At 60.1% G+C, this 16626-nt stretch carries 21 protein-coding genes and 1 riboswitch; of the genes, 8 read left to right on the top strand and 13 right to left on the bottom strand.

The features are described from left to right. Positions 1 to 172: 172 nt before the first annotated feature. Positions 173 to 640 carry a hypothetical protein gene (locus QE432_RS17285; protein WP_013635687.1) on the top strand — a complete coding sequence of 156 codons (468 nt, stop codon included), beginning with the start codon at positions 173 to 175 and terminating at the stop codon, positions 638 to 640. Positions 641 to 650: 10 nt separating this feature from the next. Here the strand turns inward: QE432_RS17285 and dmeF are convergent, their stop codons facing one another. Then, positions 651 to 1661: a CDF family Co(II)/Ni(II) efflux transporter DmeF gene (gene dmeF / locus QE432_RS17280; protein WP_025592771.1), complete on the bottom strand. Its 1011-nt coding sequence runs from the start codon at positions 1659 to 1661 to the stop codon at positions 651 to 653. 81 nt (positions 1662 to 1742) lie between these two features. Further along, a complete protein-coding gene (gene dmeR, locus QE432_RS17275; protein WP_003494395.1) occupies positions 1743 to 2015 on the bottom strand; it encodes a Ni(II)/Co(II)-sensing transcriptional repressor DmeR in 273 nt (90 codons plus the stop codon). Positions 2016 to 2142: 127 nt separating this feature from the next. Between dmeR and QE432_RS17270 the strand changes: the two genes are divergently transcribed. From QE432_RS17270 to QE432_RS17255, 4 genes are all read left to right on the top strand, one after another. Beyond that, positions 2143 to 2496 carry a hypothetical protein gene (locus tag QE432_RS17270; RefSeq protein WP_111783235.1) on the top strand — a complete coding sequence of 118 codons (354 nt, stop codon included), beginning with the start codon at positions 2143 to 2145 and terminating at the stop codon, positions 2494 to 2496. A 96-nt stretch (positions 2497 to 2592) separates the two neighbouring features. Continuing rightward, entirely contained in the window at positions 2593 to 3006 is a 414-nt protein-coding gene (locus QE432_RS17265) for a MerR family transcriptional regulator (protein ID WP_065658158.1), read from the top strand. Between the two features lie 205 nt (positions 3007 to 3211). Next, on the top strand, positions 3212 to 3700 hold the full coding sequence (locus QE432_RS17260; RefSeq protein WP_306625072.1) for a GNAT family N-acetyltransferase: 489 nt from the start codon (positions 3212 to 3214) through the stop codon (positions 3698 to 3700). A 21-nt stretch (positions 3701 to 3721) separates the two neighbouring features. Continuing rightward, positions 3722 to 4288 carry a type 1 glutamine amidotransferase family protein gene (locus tag QE432_RS17255; RefSeq protein WP_306625070.1) on the top strand — a complete coding sequence of 189 codons (567 nt, stop codon included), beginning with the start codon at positions 3722 to 3724 and terminating at the stop codon, positions 4286 to 4288. Positions 4289 to 4393: 105 nt separating this feature from the next. Here QE432_RS17255 and QE432_RS17250 read toward each other — a convergent pair whose 3' ends face one another. The 6 genes from QE432_RS17250 to QE432_RS17225 all read right to left on the bottom strand — a co-directional run bounded on the left by QE432_RS17250 (position 4394) and on the right by QE432_RS17225 (position 8292). After that, positions 4394 to 4708: a hypothetical protein gene (locus QE432_RS17250; protein ID WP_080799128.1), complete on the bottom strand. Its 315-nt coding sequence runs from the start codon at positions 4706 to 4708 to the stop codon at positions 4394 to 4396. Between the two features lie 4 nt (positions 4709 to 4712). After that, positions 4713 to 5429 carry a CbtA family protein gene (locus QE432_RS17245; protein WP_306625068.1) on the bottom strand — a complete coding sequence of 239 codons (717 nt, stop codon included), beginning with the start codon at positions 5427 to 5429 and terminating at the stop codon, positions 4713 to 4715. A gap of 11 nt (positions 5430 to 5440) precedes the next feature. Continuing rightward, positions 5441 to 5623, bottom strand: coding sequence for a CbtB domain-containing protein (locus QE432_RS17240; protein WP_065688102.1), 183 nt, complete (start codon positions 5621 to 5623; stop codon positions 5441 to 5443). 166 nt (positions 5624 to 5789) lie between these two features. Then, positions 5790 to 6014: riboswitch (cobalamin riboswitch) on the bottom strand. A gap of 91 nt (positions 6015 to 6105) precedes the next feature. After that, positions 6106 to 7026, bottom strand: coding sequence for a c-type cytochrome (locus QE432_RS17235; RefSeq protein ID WP_121556455.1), 921 nt, complete (start codon positions 7024 to 7026; stop codon positions 6106 to 6108). Positions 7027 to 7112: 86 nt separating this feature from the next. Further along, a complete protein-coding gene (locus tag QE432_RS17230) occupies positions 7113 to 7547 on the bottom strand; it encodes a c-type cytochrome (protein WP_035197982.1) in 435 nt (144 codons plus the stop codon). A 115-nt stretch (positions 7548 to 7662) separates the two neighbouring features. Next, the gene (locus tag QE432_RS17225) at positions 7663 to 8292 is read right to left on the bottom strand and encodes a LysE family translocator (protein WP_306625066.1); all 630 of its coding nucleotides are present in this window, start codon (positions 8290 to 8292) and stop codon (positions 7663 to 7665) included. 133 nt (positions 8293 to 8425) lie between these two features. Here QE432_RS17225 and QE432_RS17220 point away from each other — a divergent pair, with 133 nt between their 5' ends. Further along, positions 8426 to 9151 (top strand): helix-turn-helix transcriptional regulator, encoded by a 726-nt coding sequence (locus QE432_RS17220; RefSeq protein WP_065702661.1) that lies wholly within the window; start codon positions 8426 to 8428, stop codon positions 9149 to 9151. Positions 9152 to 9261: 110 nt separating this feature from the next. On the opposite strand, the gene QE432_RS17215 is transcribed toward QE432_RS17220, so the two are convergent. Both QE432_RS17215 and QE432_RS17210 read right to left on the bottom strand, forming a co-directional pair. Continuing rightward, a complete protein-coding gene (locus QE432_RS17215) occupies positions 9262 to 10131 on the bottom strand; it encodes a metallophosphoesterase (protein WP_080799133.1) in 870 nt (289 codons plus the stop codon). 132 nt (positions 10132 to 10263) lie between these two features. Next, positions 10264 to 10866, bottom strand: a complete 603-nt coding sequence (locus QE432_RS17210; protein ID WP_003511955.1) for a superoxide dismutase — start codon at positions 10864 to 10866, stop codon at positions 10264 to 10266. A gap of 220 nt (positions 10867 to 11086) precedes the next feature. On the opposite strand from QE432_RS17210, the gene QE432_RS17205 reads away from it, so the two are divergent. Further along, positions 11087 to 11431, top strand: coding sequence for a hypothetical protein (locus QE432_RS17205; RefSeq protein WP_173994939.1), 345 nt, complete (start codon positions 11087 to 11089; stop codon positions 11429 to 11431). Between the two features lie 4 nt (positions 11432 to 11435). Here the strand turns inward: QE432_RS17205 and QE432_RS17200 are convergent, their stop codons facing one another. Further along, a complete protein-coding gene (locus tag QE432_RS17200) occupies positions 11436 to 11978 on the bottom strand; it encodes a GNAT family N-acetyltransferase (RefSeq protein WP_003511952.1) in 543 nt (180 codons plus the stop codon). A 95-nt stretch (positions 11979 to 12073) separates the two neighbouring features. On the opposite strand from QE432_RS17200, the gene QE432_RS17195 reads away from it, so the two are divergent. Further along, positions 12074 to 12961 (top strand): LysR family transcriptional regulator, encoded by an 888-nt coding sequence (locus tag QE432_RS17195; RefSeq protein ID WP_065702667.1) that lies wholly within the window; start codon positions 12074 to 12076, stop codon positions 12959 to 12961. A gap of 174 nt (positions 12962 to 13135) precedes the next feature. Here the strand turns inward: QE432_RS17195 and QE432_RS17190 are convergent, their stop codons facing one another. Both QE432_RS17190 and QE432_RS17185 read right to left on the bottom strand, forming a co-directional pair. Then, on the bottom strand, positions 13136 to 15484 hold the full coding sequence (locus QE432_RS17190) for a methyl-accepting chemotaxis protein (RefSeq protein ID WP_080799137.1): 2349 nt from the start codon (positions 15482 to 15484) through the stop codon (positions 13136 to 13138). 260 nt (positions 15485 to 15744) lie between these two features. Further along, positions 15745 to 16626 carry a branched-chain amino acid aminotransferase gene (locus QE432_RS17185; RefSeq protein WP_111783242.1) on the bottom strand — a complete coding sequence of 294 codons (882 nt, stop codon included), beginning with the start codon at positions 16624 to 16626 and terminating at the stop codon, positions 15745 to 15747.

Genomic DNA, 16626 nt, shown 5'->3' with positions numbered 1-16626 from the left:
ACCAACAGGATTTGCCTTTCTTTCAGAGGACCGAAAAAGCCCCAGCCCCGCTGCGCAAAAGACATCGGAGCTGGCTGGCCGCGCCCAAACTCTTTCGTCATACCGGCCTAGAGCCGGCATGACGGGAGTGGGGTGTTTGGCGCCAGAGTTTGAGCGGCACAACAGGGTCGCCATGGCGAGCACGACGCGAAGTGTGGGCAAGGCCGGCAATGCCCGCCTTCCCATCCAACCATGCAAAAACGAAGCACCCCTTTGCCACGTGTCAAGCCGGGAACGACATTGCAATGCAGCAAGCGCAAGCTTCGGGCAAGCCGCCGCTGTTAACCATTTGTTAACTTTTGAACGCGGAATCACTGGCATGCAGATCGAAAGCAATATTGGCGGATACAATTATCAGGCTCGTGTCCGCGACATCGAAAAACCCGGCAGCGCGCAGAGCGCGCCCGAAGAACAAGCCGTAAAACGCGGCCCCGGCAACCCGACCGTTTCCAGCACCGTTCTTTCCCGTTCGCTGGCCAACGTGCTGTGGGCCGTCGGCAATGGCAGCGCGCCGGCCCACACGCCGGCTGCGACCTCCGCCGAGGACAAGGCAGAAGCGCAGGCCGAATGGGTGCGCAGCGCCTATTCCGAATACGAATAGATGATTCCGATCAGGCCCTTGCCGGGCTGACCTCCACCGTTACATGTGAGAGTTCATGTATGGCTGCAAGCTTCTGCTTGTAGAAAGCCGGTGCCTTCGGCACCTGCGAGTGGATGGCGACAATGGCGGCGTGATGCCCCGGCCCCACCTGCCAGACGTGCAGGTCGGTGATGCGATCTTCTTCCGTTTCCACGCTTTCACGGATTTCCTGCGGCAAGTCCTCCGTCAGCGGAACTGCATCAACCAGCGTCGTTGCCGTGGAGCGAATGAGTCCCCATGACCAGCGGGCAATCACCACACCGCCGACAATACCCATCAACGGATCGAGGAAGGACCAGCCGTTCCACTTGCCGAGCAGCAGCGCGACAATGGCGAGAACGGAAGTCAGCGCATCGGCGAGTACATGCAGATAGGCTGCGCGCAGATTATTGTCCCTGCCGCCCTTCGCTCCGTGCTCGCCGTGATGCGCGTGCGAGCCGTGATCGTGATGGGCGTGGCTGCCATGGCCGTGATGGGCATGCGAACCATGTGCGTGACCATGGCCATGGCCGTGATCGTGGTCATCCTTCAACAGCACGGCGCTGACGAGATTGACGATAAGACCGATGACGGCGACGAGGATCGCCTGATTGAAGTCGATCTGAACAGGATTGAAAAGCCGCATCGCACTTTCGACGGCGATGAGCAGCGCCACCACCGCCAGCACGATGGCGCTGGCAAAACCGGCGAGATCACCGAACTTGCCGGTGCCGAAGGTGAAGCGCGGATTGCGCGCCTCGCGCCGGGCATAGAGATAGGCCAGCGCCGAGATGAGCATTGCGCCCGCATGGGTGGACATGTGCCAGCCATCCGCCGTCAGCGCCATGGAACCGAACCAGTGGCCGGCGACGATCTCAGCCACCATCATGACTGTGGTCAGCGCAATCACCATCCACACGCGCTTTTCATTGCGCTCATGGTTCCGGCCTAGGAAAACATGGTCGTGGCCGGACGCTGCGGAAAATTCGGATGTCGTCGTCATGTCGCTAATCCTGTTCGATCCTGGAATATTCTGTTTCACGCATGTCTTTTCCCAAAGCCGCGGACACTTTTGGGAGAGAGGTTAGCGGATGTAGGTCTTCAGCACCTGGGCCAGCTCTTCCGCCGCACGCGCCCGCTCGTCTTCATTTTCGGCGTGCACGACGTGCTCATGCAGATGTTCCTGCATCACCTCCCCCGTCAGGCCGGAAAGCGCACCGCGCACCGAGGCCAGCAATTGCAGCACCTCGCCGCAGGGCTTGGAATCGTCCAAAGCACGCTCCACCGCCTCCATCTGCCCCTTGAGGCGACGGATGCGAGCGAGAAGCTTCTCCTTGTTGCGGATCGTATGGGACATGAGTACCTCATATACTATAGGGGGGTATACTATATTGCGATGTTTTTTGGTTCAAGCCCTGCGCGACGCAACCTTCGCGAATGTTTCGACCCCTAAAAATACCCCATGAAACTTAGGGGACTCAGTCATGACGACTATCGCAGCAACAACCAGCAGCTATTACGCAACTCCGGTCCGAACCCTTGAGCCGACAAAGACCAGGGAAACAAATGCAACCACCGAGGCCTTGCTGGAACTGACACGGGCGGCACACCGCGCGATTTCCAGCGCCGAGAGCGTTGCCGTTTCCGCCGCACCTGCCGCCGCCAGCGTTTCCGCCGGACTTGCCGCAGCACTTTGGAACCTGGACAGCGGCGCACAGGCCACAACCGAACCGGCGGTAGATATCGCCGCATCAGCGCAGCCTGACGCCGCCTCCAGCATCGAGACAGAAGTTCTCAAAGCCCTGGCGCAGGCACTCGGCGTGGATGCTGCCGCCTGACACCCATTGAACGGCAGGCTGAAAAGCTATATCTCTAGAGACTAGAGCATCCGGCTCGTTCTTGTCCCGGCTGCTCTTGAGGATATGGAGAAGGCAATGCTGTCCATCGGTGAATTGTCCAAACGTACCGGCGTGAAGGTTCCGACGATCCGCTATTATGAGCAGATGGGCCTCATCCGCGAGGCAGACCGCTCGGAAGGCAACCAGCGCCGTTACGAAAAATCCGATCTCGAAAGGCTGGCTTTCATCCGCCATGCCCGCGATATCGGGCTCAATATTGACGCTATCAAAGAATTGATTGCGCTCAGCCAGCACCGGCAAATGCCGTGCGAGGGTGCGGACCGCATTGCCGCCGAACACCTCGCCCATGTGCGCGAAAAAATCAGCAGCCTCAAGAAGCTCGAGCATGAGCTGGAACGTATCGTCTCCCATTGCCATGGTCATTCGATCGAGGATTGTTATGTCATCCGCGCGCTTTCCGACCATGGCATGTGCGAAGGGGAGCATTGATGCTGAAGAGCAGGCTTGACAGATTTCAGATTCGAGCGCATTGCATGGACATGATCAACGAACGCGCACCCATCTCCTGCTCGTACTTTTGGGCCTACCTGTAAAGGGCGGCTCGACAGATCATTTTGTCAACAAGCCGCCGTCAGGCGGCTTTGTTGTTTTTCAAGCGTCCTGACGGCACCGATAAAACCGAAGGACCAGAAAAATGACCGAAGATAGTTCCCTTACACTGGAAAGACCGCCCGTCGTCATCATTCGTGGCGCACGCAAGACCGATTTGCCTGAGCTCAATGAGATGATCACCCTGCTTGCCACCTTTCATGGCGATGCGGCGGCGATTACGTCGGCGAAACTGGAACGCGACCTGTTCGGCCCGCTTCCCTGGGTGCATGGGCTGGTGGCGGAAGCCGACGGCGCATTGATCGGTTACGCCCTGATGCTGCCGCTCTACAGGGCGCAGGAAGGCCGCCGCGGGCTTGAGCTGCACCATCTTTTCGTGCGTGACGGTCACCGCGGCCATGGCACCGGCCAGCACCTGGTTTCCCGCGCCCGCGATATCGCCAAGCGCCTCGGTTGCGACTATCTTTCCGTCAGCGCCACGACCGGCAATGTCGCCGCGCATCGTTTCTACGAAAGCATGGATTTCGCGCCGCGCCCGGTCACCGGCATGCGCTACATGCAGTCTATCGCCTGATTGCAACCTTTGGAGACGGTCATGACACGGATTGCCATTGCGCTTGCGCAGGATTTTGCGGACTGGGAACCGGCGCTGCTTGCCGCCGCCGCGCGCGGCTATCTCGGCGCCGAGATCGTTTACGCAACCCCGGACGGCCGGCCCGTGGTTTCAATGGGCGGGCTCAACGTTACGCCCGACACATCCTATGACGCGCTTGATCCTGCTAACATCGATGCGCTCGTCATTCCCGGCGGTCTCAGCTGGGAAAAGGGAACGGCTGTCGATCTTTGCGGGCTGGTGCAGCGGTTTCGCGAGAAGGGCCGGCTGGTTGCCGGCATCTGCGCGGCTGCCAGCGCGCTTGCAGGCACGGGCGCCCTTGATGACGTCGCCCATACCGGAAATTCGCTCGCCTCTCACAAAGCCTATCCGTCCTATCGCGGCGAAGCGCTCTATCGCGACCAGCCGAAGGCGGTCAGCGATGGCGGAATCGTAACCGCAGCCGGCAGTGCACCCGTCAGTTTCGCAGTGGAAATTCTGAAACACCTCGGCCTCTTTGGTCCGGAAGCCGAGGCGGAACTTGGAATTTTTGCGGCGGAGCACCGGTGAGGCTCACCTTGGTGTCGGGAGTTTTGCGGATCCTCCCACCCTCATTCCTGTGCTTGTCACAGGAATGAGGGTGGTGGAGAAGTTAAGCCGCGAGACCATCACAAATCACCCCTGATCAAGCACCCGGCAGACACGGGGCGCGACATCCCCGCCCTCCCCCGCAATCGCACGGCGGATATCGCGGCTGTTGAGATGCAGACTGCGACCGGCCGGCAAAGCCGAGCGTTTTATCTTGGCAAGGGCTGCGGCCGTAAAGGCAGCCTCATTCTCATGAAAATAGGCGAGCGCCGCTTCCCGTTCCGGGCTGACGCCAAGGACTGCCTTGAAAGCAAGGCGGTGCACGGCGCAGAAAGCGCCGTGACCGGGAACAGCAAAACGCAGCGCGTCGAGTTCCTCACTCCATTCCGCTGCGTCCTGCATGGTTTCAAGCCTGCTGGAAGCGTTTCAGGAAAAACGCGCTCAATGTTCCGAGCAAGGCCCAGAAGACAAAGCTGGTCACGGTGGCGGCAACGATGAACTGTCGTTCCAGCGGCAGCGGCGCCAGCGCATGTTCACCTTCCGGCGGCAGGGGCGCGCCCACCGCATGTGGAGCAACGATCAACACCAGTGCGAGCACGATTGCCCAGGGTTCGCGGCGGAATGCGATCAGCGCAATGCCGCCTGCGGTCGCCGCAACCGTCGAAAGCCACCAGATTTGACGCGCCTCAAGCGCGGCCGCCGGGCTGCCCGGCAGTTCCGGCGGCAGGCCGATCATCGGCGCAAGCATGACGGCGGCAAAACCGGCCACACCCCACAAAAGGCCTTCGCGCCAGCCGGCATCGGTGCCGCGCAGCGAGATGAGGCCGGTGAGCACCAGCGCATAACCGATGGCGGTCAGCACGTTGGCGGCGACCGTATAGGCGGTGCGCTCGAAGCCGTCGGCCGGAGACCAGGCTTCCTCATTATGTTCGTGCGCGGGAACGGCAGCGCCGGTCGTGGCCGGAGCATCATGGCTGTGGGGCGCTTCGCCACCGGCATTTTCATAGGTTTCCGCCTTCAGGATCAGCGGCGTGGTGCCGAAAGCCTGCATGGCCGAAACGGCGAAGCCGCCAACGATGCCGACGAGGACGGCGGTAAAAACGATATTGCGAAAGAACGACATGCTTTTTCCCCTCAATGGCAAGGGAAAGCATTGGCATGACGCGTGTCATGCGCGGCGTTGTGAACGGCTTCCACATGCGAAAAGCCGACAAAACCGATGACGAACAGACCAAGCACGATCGCCGTCAGCGATTGCGCGAAGCTGCCCGTTTTTGCTGAAACGGCGGCATTTGCCGTATTCTGGTTGATGGACATGGTGACCCCTCTTACGGCGCGACCCCGCGCCTTTAGACGCGGCGGAACGGCAAACGCCGTGCAGCCGCATGCGATACACTTCACCACGGGGATACGAGACTGACACAGGGCGGCACGTTCAAGCGCCACCACCCTGAAATTCCGCTCTTCCGGACACCCCGCCGGCATGGACATTTCCGTGATGGCAGGTCTCCTGGCTTACGGGTCAAAACCTGAAACACCTTCCCGGCATTGCCCTCGCCCATATCCGGCGAGATGCTTACCAGTGGCATTTCGTTTCAGGCTCTCCGCTCACAGTTGCGGGGGCAGCCACGAATGAGGATGTCTCCCTATCGTGTTCCCTTTTCACCTTCCGGAACGCCCGGAAGGAACCATCACAGGATCGTTATCCGATGGGTGTGGGTGGGAGTCAATGGCAGGCCGGCGTGAGAATTGCGCGCCGTGGCTGGATGCCGGATGAAGTCCGGCATGACGGCAAAGGGCTACCGTGCCGGGATGGCCTTAAGATAGGCGGCGATCGCATTGCGGTCTTCGGCCGTCAGATGCGCCATGTTCTGCTGCACCTTGACCATGGAGCCGCCGACGCTGTCGAATTCCGGGGTGAAGCCGGTTTCCAGATAGTTGGCAATATCGGCCGCCTCCCAGCTTCCGACGCTCTGCGAGCCGGGGGTGATATCGGGAATGCGGCCCTCGCCTTCGGGATTGGGACCACCGGCCAGCCATTTGCCATCGAGAAAACCGCCAAGCGCATTGCGCGGCGTGTGACATTCGCCGCAATGGCCCGGGCCTTCCACCAGATATTGGCCGCGCAGCAATTCGGCATTGGCATCGGCAAGCTCGACGCGGGGTGGCGCGGATGTATCGAAATAGAGGAATTTCCAGCCGCCCAATGCCATGCGCATGTTGAAGGGGAACGGCAGTTCGTGATCCGGCGCGTCATTCTGGCTGGCGGGCAGAACCCGCAAATAACCGAAGAGGTCGTTGATGTCCTTTTGCGTCATGCGGGCATAGGAGGCGTAAGGGAAGGACGGATAGAGATGTTCGCCGTTCTTGCCGACGCCGCGCGTCATCGCATCGCCGAATTCCGAAAGCGTCCAGCCGCCAATGCCATGCTGCGGATCGGAGGAAATATTGGGCACATGGAAGGTGCCGAAGGGGCTTTTCAACGCTTGCCCGCCCGAAAGCGTCAAAAGCGCATCGCCCTTGGCATCTGGTGCCGCATGGCAACTTGCGCAGCCACCCGCCCAGAACAGCGTTTCGCCATTGGCAAGGTCCGGCTCGCCAAGGCTCACCCAGTGGCTGGGTGCCTGACGCACAGGCGCGGTGATCCAGGCGAAAATGCCGAAACCGGCAATGGCCGCCACCGCGATCCCGCCCGCGAGCTTCGTCCAAATGGAGGCCATGACCCCTCTCCCCATTATCACCTGATGAGATCAGGCATCATTCCCGCTGAAAAAAACGCCGCCGGGAAGCGGCGTTCTTAATAGGATCACTTCTTCAGACGGTAAGTCTGGTGGCACGCACCACAATCGGCACCGAGGGTCTGCATGGCGGTGGTGACGCCTGCCTGATCGGCGGGAAGGCTGGCGAGGACCTTGTCCGCATCGGCACCGAGCTTGGCGGCCTTGGACTTGAAGTCATCGAAATTTTCCCAGATCGCGGGTGCCGCAGCACTGCCGGTCTCGCTGCCCGGGGGAAACTGGTCAGGGAAAGCCTTGGCGTTGGTGCTGATGGTCGTCACGGCAGCCTTTACGGCTTCGGCGTCATAAGGCTTCTGGCCCTTGGAGATGGCAGCAAGCGCCCCCATGGAGCCGCCGATCTGCTTCATCATGCCTTCACGTTTTTCGACTTCGCCGGCAGCGTAGACCGCTCCGGCGCAAAGACAGCCGAAAAGCATGGCCGCCGCGATGGTTTTCAGTTTCATACACTCTCTCCTTGATTCCGGCAGATGCCGAACGCGCGATAACGGCGCGAGGATGCCCTTTCCGCATGGCGAAAAGAAGTCACATTGCAGTGAATTTCCCCAAGAAAACAGAAGTCTAGGAGAGAGCTTCCCAAAGCGTAACCAGGGCTGCGGCAATCAGCATGAAACCGGCGGCGCGGCCGATGAAAATCGTCGCGGCAGGCGAGGAAACGAGCCATGCCCGGCTTTTATCCGCCGTCAGCGCCAGAGCGCCATAGACCGTGAACTGCGTAATGGCCACCATCGCGCCCATTACCAGCCCCTGCATCCAGATTGGACCATAGTCGGGGTTGAGGAATTGCGGATAGATCGCCATCATGAAGAGATAGGCTTTCGGATTGGAAAGGCAGGTGAGCACGGCCCGCCAGAACGCCTTTCTGACAGAGGCGCTCGCCTGCGCCTCATCGCCATTGACGGTGATAGCGCTGCGCATAAGGCCGATGCCGATCCAGACCATGTAAGCGGCGCCGGCGACCAGCAGCGGCAGGAACAGCGACGGCATCCAGGCGGCAAGCATGCCGACGCCAAACGCACCGTAAAGTGAATGCACCATGCCGCCGGCGCTCATGCCGCTTGCGGCGGAAAGCCCGGTTCTTTTGCCACCCGTCAACGCACTTGCCAGCACGAACAGCATATCCATGCCCGGCAGGATGATGATGCCGAACAGGACCAGAAAGAAAAGCCAGAGATTTTCGGCGTAACTCATGTCAGTATCTCCCAAGACAGTTTGCGACACACTCGAGAAAACTCATGTTTCTCAATGTGTTTTGCTGCTTATAGGAAAAGCCAACTGACAGCGTTGTGTCAGTTGCGTTGGGAAACCACCGGGAAAAACGGCAATGCGCAAGGCATCGAGACTGTTCGAGATCATCCAGATCCTGCGGGTGGCGCGCAGGCCGATCACCGCGCAGACCATTGCCGAGGCACTGGAGGTCACGGTGCGCTCGGTCTATCGCGATATTTCGGCCCTTCAAACCATGCGCGTGCCGATCGAAGGCGAACGCGGCGTCGGTTACATCCTGCGTCCCGGCTTCAACCTGCCGCCACTGATGTTTTCCATCGAGGAGACGGAGGCGATCGTGCTTGCGCTCGCCATGGTCGCGCGCACGGGCGATACCGAATTGCGGCAGGCGGCCAAAAAGGTCAGCGACAAGATTGCCGCATCCCTGCCAGAACCCCTGTCGAAAACCCTGTCGGCCAATGCCCTGCACGCCTGGGGCAGCATCGCGCCCTCACCCGCCGGCGTCGATCTTGCCATGGTCAGGCGGGCGGTGCGCGACGAGGAGCGGTTGGACATAACCTATGGCGATGAAACCGGTACCGAGACCCGGCGACAGATCCGGCCCATCGCCATGATCTATTATTCGGAGACGACCAATATCGTCGCCTGGTGCGAGCTCAGGCAAGCGATCCGCAATTTCCGCTCCGACCGCGTTCTGACCTGCAAGACAACCGGCAGCTTTTTCAAGATGGAAGGCGAAAGGTTGCGGCAATTGTGGATGAGCGGCTGGCAGAGCAATCAGCTGGGGACTTCGGAACGAACGACGAATCAAGCCGGCGCGTAAAGCAACTGATTTAGCGCGTCTTTCAACCTTCTTTGTGTGTCGGTGCCTCCGTCTCAACCGTCATTCCTGTGACAGGGACAGTAATGACGGTTGAGAGGGTGGTGCTGACTTCAAAGCACGTCAGCGTTATGCCGCAAATGCTCCAGCACCCTATCGTCCTCGCGCCCGAAACCGCGGATGACGATTCGGTCGGCAAACACATCGGCAATGGCGAAGGTGTTCTGGTCGGGCGTATCCACCATGCCCTTGAAGTTGACGAAGTGAGTGTTGCCCTGCACCCCGTAATTGCCCTCATGATTATGGCCGCTGAACCATGCGACGACCGAAGGGTGTACATCCAGAAGATCGAGGATGCGGGGCGCGTCCCACATATTATGGGCGTTGTTCGGATAGACCGGATAGTGGCAGAGAATGACCACTTTTTCACCCGCCGCATCCGCCTTTTGCAGAACGGTCCGCAGCCATTCGAACTGTTCGTCGCTGAGCGACGCATTCCAGTCCTGCGCATTGATCGCACCCACCTCTTGCAGGTGCTTCAGACGCTCTCGCGCTAGCGTGCGGCGTGGATCGCCGGGCGGCGGGGCAAACAGGCTGACCTCGTTGCCGTCAAGCACCACGAAACGTATCTCATCGATGGTGAAATCGTGCCAGGGCGACGCCATGCCGAGGCGGGCATGGATGGCGGACAGGTGTTCGGCGGCAACGGCGAAATCGTGATTTCCCGGCAGCATCACCGAAGGGTGGCGAAGCTGCTCGTAGACGCCAAGGATCGCATCGAAATTTTCAAAACCGCGATCGATGATATCGCCCAGCGTTACCACGAAGGCCAGTTCCTCGCGATTGAAGGCGTCGATCGCTTCGCCAAGCTTTTTCGGGCTTTCGGCATAATACCGGCCCATATCCGGGCGGGGTTCGGCATCGGCATATTGGGGATCGGCAACAATGCCGAATGAGAATAGCGGTGTGGTTTTTTCAGTCATGATGCGCCGCGATAAACCGGGCGGATGACAGGCTTGTGACAAATGGGAGCGACACGCTGGATTGTCGACCTCAAAAGCAGAACACCCGGCCTTTGGGGGGCCGGGTGCTCAAAAAATTACAATCCGCAAAACTTACTTGGAAGCGGCTTCGTAACGCTCCAGGACATAGTCCCAGTTGATGAGGTTGTCGACGAAGGCTTCGAGGTACTTCGGACGCAGGTTGCGGTAGTCGATGTAGTAGGAGTGTTCCCATACGTCGACGCCGAGGATCGGTTCTGCGCCATGAACCAGCGGATTTTCGCCGTTCGGGGTCTTGGAGATTTCGAGCTTGCCGTTCTTGACGGAAACCCATGCCCAGCCCGAGCCGAACTGCGTGGTGCCGGCAGCGATGAAATCAGCCTTGAACTTGTCGTAACCGCCGAGATCGGAGGCGAACGCCTGTTCCAGCTTGCCCGGCAGCTTGTTGCCGCCGCCGTCCTTCTTCAGCCACTTCCAGAAATGGACGTGGTTGTAATGCTGGGCAGCATTGTTGAAGAGACCAGCATTGGTGCCAAAGGACTTCTTCACGACTTCCTCAAGCGAAAGGTCGGAAAGACCGGCTTCCGCCGCCAGCTTGTTGCCGTTGTCGACATATGCCTTGTGGTGCTTGTCGTGATGGAACTCGAGCGTCTCGCGCGACATGTATGGTGCAAGCGCGTCGTAGTCGTAGGGGAGTTCAGGAAGTTCGAAGGCCATGGTTTTTACTCCTTTTTGCAGCGGGTTACCGCTCCTAGAAACCGTGTGAGCGGACCATAGGAGCGAACCTCTGTTTGGGCAACCTGTGAAATATCAAAATGTTCCGACAAAAGAGAAAATTCCTCTCAAGCCAGCCGCCACCACATTTGTTTCACAACCCTGGCGTACTGTTTTCCACCCTATCGGTTCGCTTTTGATGAAATTGCAGGAAGGAAATTCCATGACCCGCCCCATGATCCATCGCGCGCTGCTTTTCGCCGTCTTCTCCTCGCTGGCGCTACCCGCCGTCGCATCGTCTGACGATGCCTGGAAGGAATTCGTGGCGGATGTGCAGACGGCGTGCCTTGGCGCCGGCAAAGACATGATCGAGGACGCCAAGGTGGTGGTCGATCCGGTGGGCAGCGAGAATTATGGCCTCGCCGTCCTCACCGGCAAGGCCAAGGGCGCGGATGCGACGATCAGCCATATCTGCGTTTACGACAAGAAGACCAAGGCCGTCGAACTCGGCAGCGAGCTTGCCGGCGATACGCTGAAGGTTGAAATCCCCGGCTCCACCAAGCCCTGAGGTTTCAGAAACGGGGCGTGGTGTCGCCATCGCCCAGCGCGCGCTGCATCAGCACCGTGTCCAGCCACTGGCCGTGTTTCCATCCGATGGACTTGAATGTGCCGACATGCTCGAAACCGGCGGCGCGGTGAACCCCGATGGAGGCGGCGTTGGCGCTATCGCCGATGACCGCAATCATCTGCCGAAAGCCGCGCGAAGTCGCATCCTCGATCAGCGCATCGAGCAGCTTGCGGCCAATTCCCATGCCCTTCATGGCCGGATCGATATAAACGGAATTCTCCACAGCAGCACCATAGGCCGGGCGCGGACGATAGGCGCCGGCATAGGCATATCCGGCTACCTTTCCGTCGATTTCGGCGACGAGATAGGAGTAGTTGCCTTCCACCAGCAATCGGCGGCGCTCAAGCATCATATCCACGCTTGGCGGATCGATCTCGAAGCTGGCGCGGCCATGCAGCACGGCATCCCGGTAGATTTCGGTAATGGCTGGAATATCCGCCTCCTCGCAGGGGCGGATGGTAAGGCTGGAAATTGTGGGAAGGGTCATTCTCGTGTCCTGTGGTCATTCACGGCATTATTGTGCATTGCGGCTCAGTCAAAATAAAGATTATCTGTCTTATACAAACGATAAGGTTTTCTTTGATGATGGACCTCGATCTGCGGCAGGTGCGCAGCTTCATGGATGTCGCCGAACTCGGCAGCTTTTCCGCCGCAGCCGATAAGGCGGGGCTGACGCAGCCGGCCATCAGCCTGCACATCCGGCTGCTGGAAAAGCAGCTCGGTGTGCGGCTGATCGAACGGGTCGGCAGGCGCGCGCAGCCGACGGCGGCGGGCCGGGACTTTCTCATCCATGCAAGACGGATTGCGGAAGAAGTGGCGCATGCCATCGATACCGTAGCCCCTCATCGCAGCGGCGTGACGGGACGCCTGCGCATCGGCACGGGCGCCACCGCCTGCATCTATCTTCTGCCGCCAGTGCTGGGCAAAATCCGCCAGGTGATGCCGGGGATAGACATCGTCGTGCAGACCGGCAATACCCACGATATACTGAGGCTTCTCGAAGCCAATACGATCGATGCGGCGGTGGTGGCCCTGCCGGCCAGCGGCCGCAGCCTCGATATCAGCGACATCCATCTCGATGAACTGGTTGCGGTTTTCCCGCTTGGCACCATCAGCGATGCAACAATCCTGAATGCCGAGACGCTTTCGACACAGCCATTGCTGCTTTACGAGGGCGGCAATACGCGCAAGCTCGTGGATCAATGGTTTTCGGCAAGCGGCCGCACCGTGCAACCCGCCATGGAACTGGGCAGCGTCGAGGCCATCAAGAAACTGGCCGGCGCGGGCCTTGGCCTTGCCATCGTGCCACGCATGGCGATGGAGCATGAAGGTGCTGCATCGGGGCTTGAATGGCGCTCGCTCGAGCCGCCGCTCGAACGGCGGATCGCCCTTGCCCTCAGACGCGACAAGCACATGACCGCGCCACTAAGGGCGCTCGCTGCTGCATTGCCAAACCTGCAGAAACGATGAAGCCCGCGTCGATTTCGGACGCGGGCTTCGATCTGTTGATGCTTGCGACTTTTTTCTTTCGCCATGCCGGATTGGATCCGGCATCCAGCCACGGCGCGTCTGCGCCGTGAGAAGAGTCGTACGCGATCAGAGACTTGACCGCGCTGGACCCCGGAGCCAAAGGCAATCTCGTCCTCAGAACTCGGTCCAGTCATCACCCTTCACGGCCAGCGCGGCATTGCCACGCGAAGCAGTGACCGGGCGGGATCTGGACGGCTGGGAGACAGGTGCACGTGCGGGGCTTGCCTCTCGCATGTGCCTTGCCGTCTCGCGCAATGCGGAAGTCTGCTGACCGAGCTGGAATTGCGCCAACAAAGCCTGGAGGTTGGCACATTCCTGCGCAAGACCAGCACCGGCCGCATTCATTTCCTCAACCATCGCGGCGTTCTGCTGCGTAGCCTGATCCATGTGGTTGACGGCGGTGTTGACCTCGGAGAGACCGGCGGACTGTTCCTGCGCCGCGGTGGCGATGGCGTCCATATGCGTGTTGACGGACAGTACGAGCTGCTCGATCTCGGAAAGCCCGACGCCAGTATCGGCGACAAGCTTCACGCCTTCACCCACCGCAACGGCTGACGTGTTGATGAGCTGCTTGATTTCCTTGGCGGCCTTGGCGGAACGCTGGGCCAGTTCGCGCACTTCCTGTGCAACGACTGCAAAACCCTTGCCCGCATCGCCCGCCCGCGCCGCCTCGACGCCCGCATTCAGCGCCAGAAGGTTGGTCTGGAAGGCGATTTCGTCAATAACACCGATGATCTGGCCGATCTGGCGCGAGGAATGCTCGATGCGTTCCATGGCGGAAACGGCATCGCGCACCACCTTGCCGGAAAGATCGGCCTTTGCCCTTGCCTCACGCACCGTGTCGCGCGCATCGCTTGCCCGCTTGGAAGTGGCCGAAACATTGGCGGTGATCTCTTCCAGCGCGGCAGCGGTCTCTTCCAGAGAGGCAGCCTGCTGCTCCGTGCGGCGGGAAAGATCGTCGGATGCCGACGAAACCTCGTGAGCGCCGCCATTTACCGTCTGCACGGACTGGCCGACACTTGTCAGCGCTTCGCGCAGTTGAACGACCGAGCTGTTGAAATCGTGCCGCAGCGCCTCGAATTGCGGTGCGAACGGCGTGGCGATCTCGCAGACCATGTCGCCGGAAGCGAGACGACGAAGACCGCCCGCCAGCGAACCCGTGGCCTGATTGAGCCGTTCTTCGGCCTCGGCCTCGGCGCGCTGCTGCAACTCGATACGGTCCCGCTCGGCCCGCTCGCGGTTGGCCAGGGCTTCGGATTCCAGCTGCCTGTTGCGGATTGCCGCCTCGCGGAAGATTTCCACCGCGCGGGCCATCTCGCCGATCTCGTCGCCGCGTTTTGCGCCGGCGACATCGATCGAAAGATTGCCGCCCGAAAGCTCCATCATCGCGTTGGTCAGGCGGCTGATCGGCCGGGTGACGCGCCCGACGATGACGGCAAGCGACAGGATACAGAGCGCCAGCGTCGCGATGAAGACGACGAGATAGATCATCGCATCGATGAAGGCGTCCTGTTTGGCCTGTGCGGCATTTGCGTCCAGAACATCCATGGCGGCAGAAGCGATTTTCGCAATCGTGCCGAGGTTTTCGGTGACGGTGGTGCGCCAGCTGTCCATGGTGAAGGCAGGCGTGCGACCATTCATGAGATCGTCGATGAGCTTGGCGCGCTGCGTGCTGAAATCGCCCTTGAAGTAAGTCTTGTCCGCCGTGGCGTAGATATCCTTGAGCGATTGCGGCGTCGATTCATGCGTAACCAGATCGCCGGTCGCTTTCCAGGCGAAAGCCGCACCGGCATCGAATGCGCCGAGCTGCTGCATCTCCTGCGCCGTCAGTGGACGGTTCTGGGCAACGGCAGCGTTGAGAATGACGGTGGCGCTGCCGCCAAGGGCACGGGCAGACCAGCCGTAGGAGCGCAACTGGATCAAACCGGTCTGGCCCTGATCGAGAGAGCGAACAGTGCCTTCAAGCGCCGTCGAGCCCGCCTCGAGCGAGGCGAGGAAATCGCCGCCGAGCGCCATGACCGTCTTGTCGAGCCCGCCTTCGCGCCGGTCAAGCGGCAGCGAAACGTTGGCGTCAACCTTCTTTCGCAATTCGACGAACTGCGCGTAGACATCTTTAACGCGCTTCAGCGGTGCCTGAAGCTGAGTGTCTTCAAGCGACGAAGACTGCGTGAGGAATGCCGTCATGGCAGCATCCACCTTCTGGCGTGCGGCCTGCACGCTGGCGACGCTGCCCGTCGATTTCGACGGATCGAGCGTCAGTGCCGTGGCGCTGTCGCCGCGTTCACTGCGGAAATTCAAAAGAGCGTTGAAAAGAAGCTTGTCGAGCGAGACGAGTTGCGCAACCTCTGAAAAGGTGCCGGCGCGATTGGCCGACCGCCACAACTCGTTTCCGACCAAACCGGCCAGCGCGAGGCTGATGGTAAGAAAAAATCCTACAAGTACATTACGAATGCTGAAAGACATCTGGCGGCCCTCGTTAGCCGGAAGGGAAGATGCTGCAAACTACGTGTGGTTTGTCTAAAATTGGATTAAATTCCCCTCAGTTTTCGCGGGAAAATACTGCACTGCAAAAACAAAAGGCCACGGCAAGCCTAACGCCTGCCATGGCCCTGATCGAAATACGTGTCAGCTTTGCCCACCAGACAGAAAATCACATTCGATTTTCGTCCGTAACGATGCGCAGATTAAAGAGAGTCAGAGCGTCCGGCAGGACGCACGGCGCTCTAGACGTCTGCGCCGAGACGTGCCCAATCCATGTAAAGATCGAGCGCCTTGCGGGCGACCGGGCCTGCCTGCAATGCGCGGTCATCCAGTTTCACAACAGGGGAAACCTTGGAATAATTGCCCGAGCAGAAGATTTCATCCGCCCCGCGGAAATCCTCGACCGACAGGGTCGCTTCGCGCACTTCGAAACCGGCCTGGCGCAGAAGGCTCATCACCCGCGAACGGGTGATGCCCGCAAGGAAGGTGCGGTTCGGAACCGGGGTGAAGACGACGCCGTCCTTGACCATGAAGACGTTGGACGATGCCGATTCAGCGACATTGCCGTTCATGTCGCACATCAGGGCGTTGTCGAAACCGCGTGCACGGGCTTCCAGAATGGCGCGGCCGCTATTGGGGTAAAGGCTACCGGCCTTGGCATCCGTCATCGCGGTTTCCGGTGAAGGACGGCGCAGCGGCGAGACGGTGAGTGTCAGCGACGCGCCGGCATTCATCGGCGCTTCGAAAAGGCACAGCGCAAAACGGGTGGAATTGGCATCGGGCGCGACGACGCTGCCCGGCGAACCGTGTTCTGCCCAATACATCGGCTTGATGTAGATTTCAGTCTTGCCGTCGAATTTATTGACGCCTTCCAGCGCCAATGCCTCGATCTCTTCCGCCGTCATGGTCGGCTTCATGCCCATGTTGATGGCCGAGCGGTTGACGCGCTGGCAATGCAGATCGAGATCGGGAGCCACGCCATCGAACCAGCGCGCGCCGTCAAACACCGTGGAGGCCAGCCACATGGCATGCGAGGTCGGGCCGATGAGCGGCGGATTGCCGGGCAGCCATTGACCATCAACATAGGTCCAGGTGGTTGATCGGGGTGCGGTATCGACGGTCAT

This window comes from Agrobacterium sp. SORGH_AS_0745 (genome assembly GCF_030818995.1).
In the GTDB taxonomy this organism is placed as follows: domain Bacteria; phylum Pseudomonadota; class Alphaproteobacteria; order Rhizobiales; family Rhizobiaceae; genus Agrobacterium; species Agrobacterium tumefaciens.
This window is presented reverse-complemented; position numbering and strand designations above follow the sequence as displayed.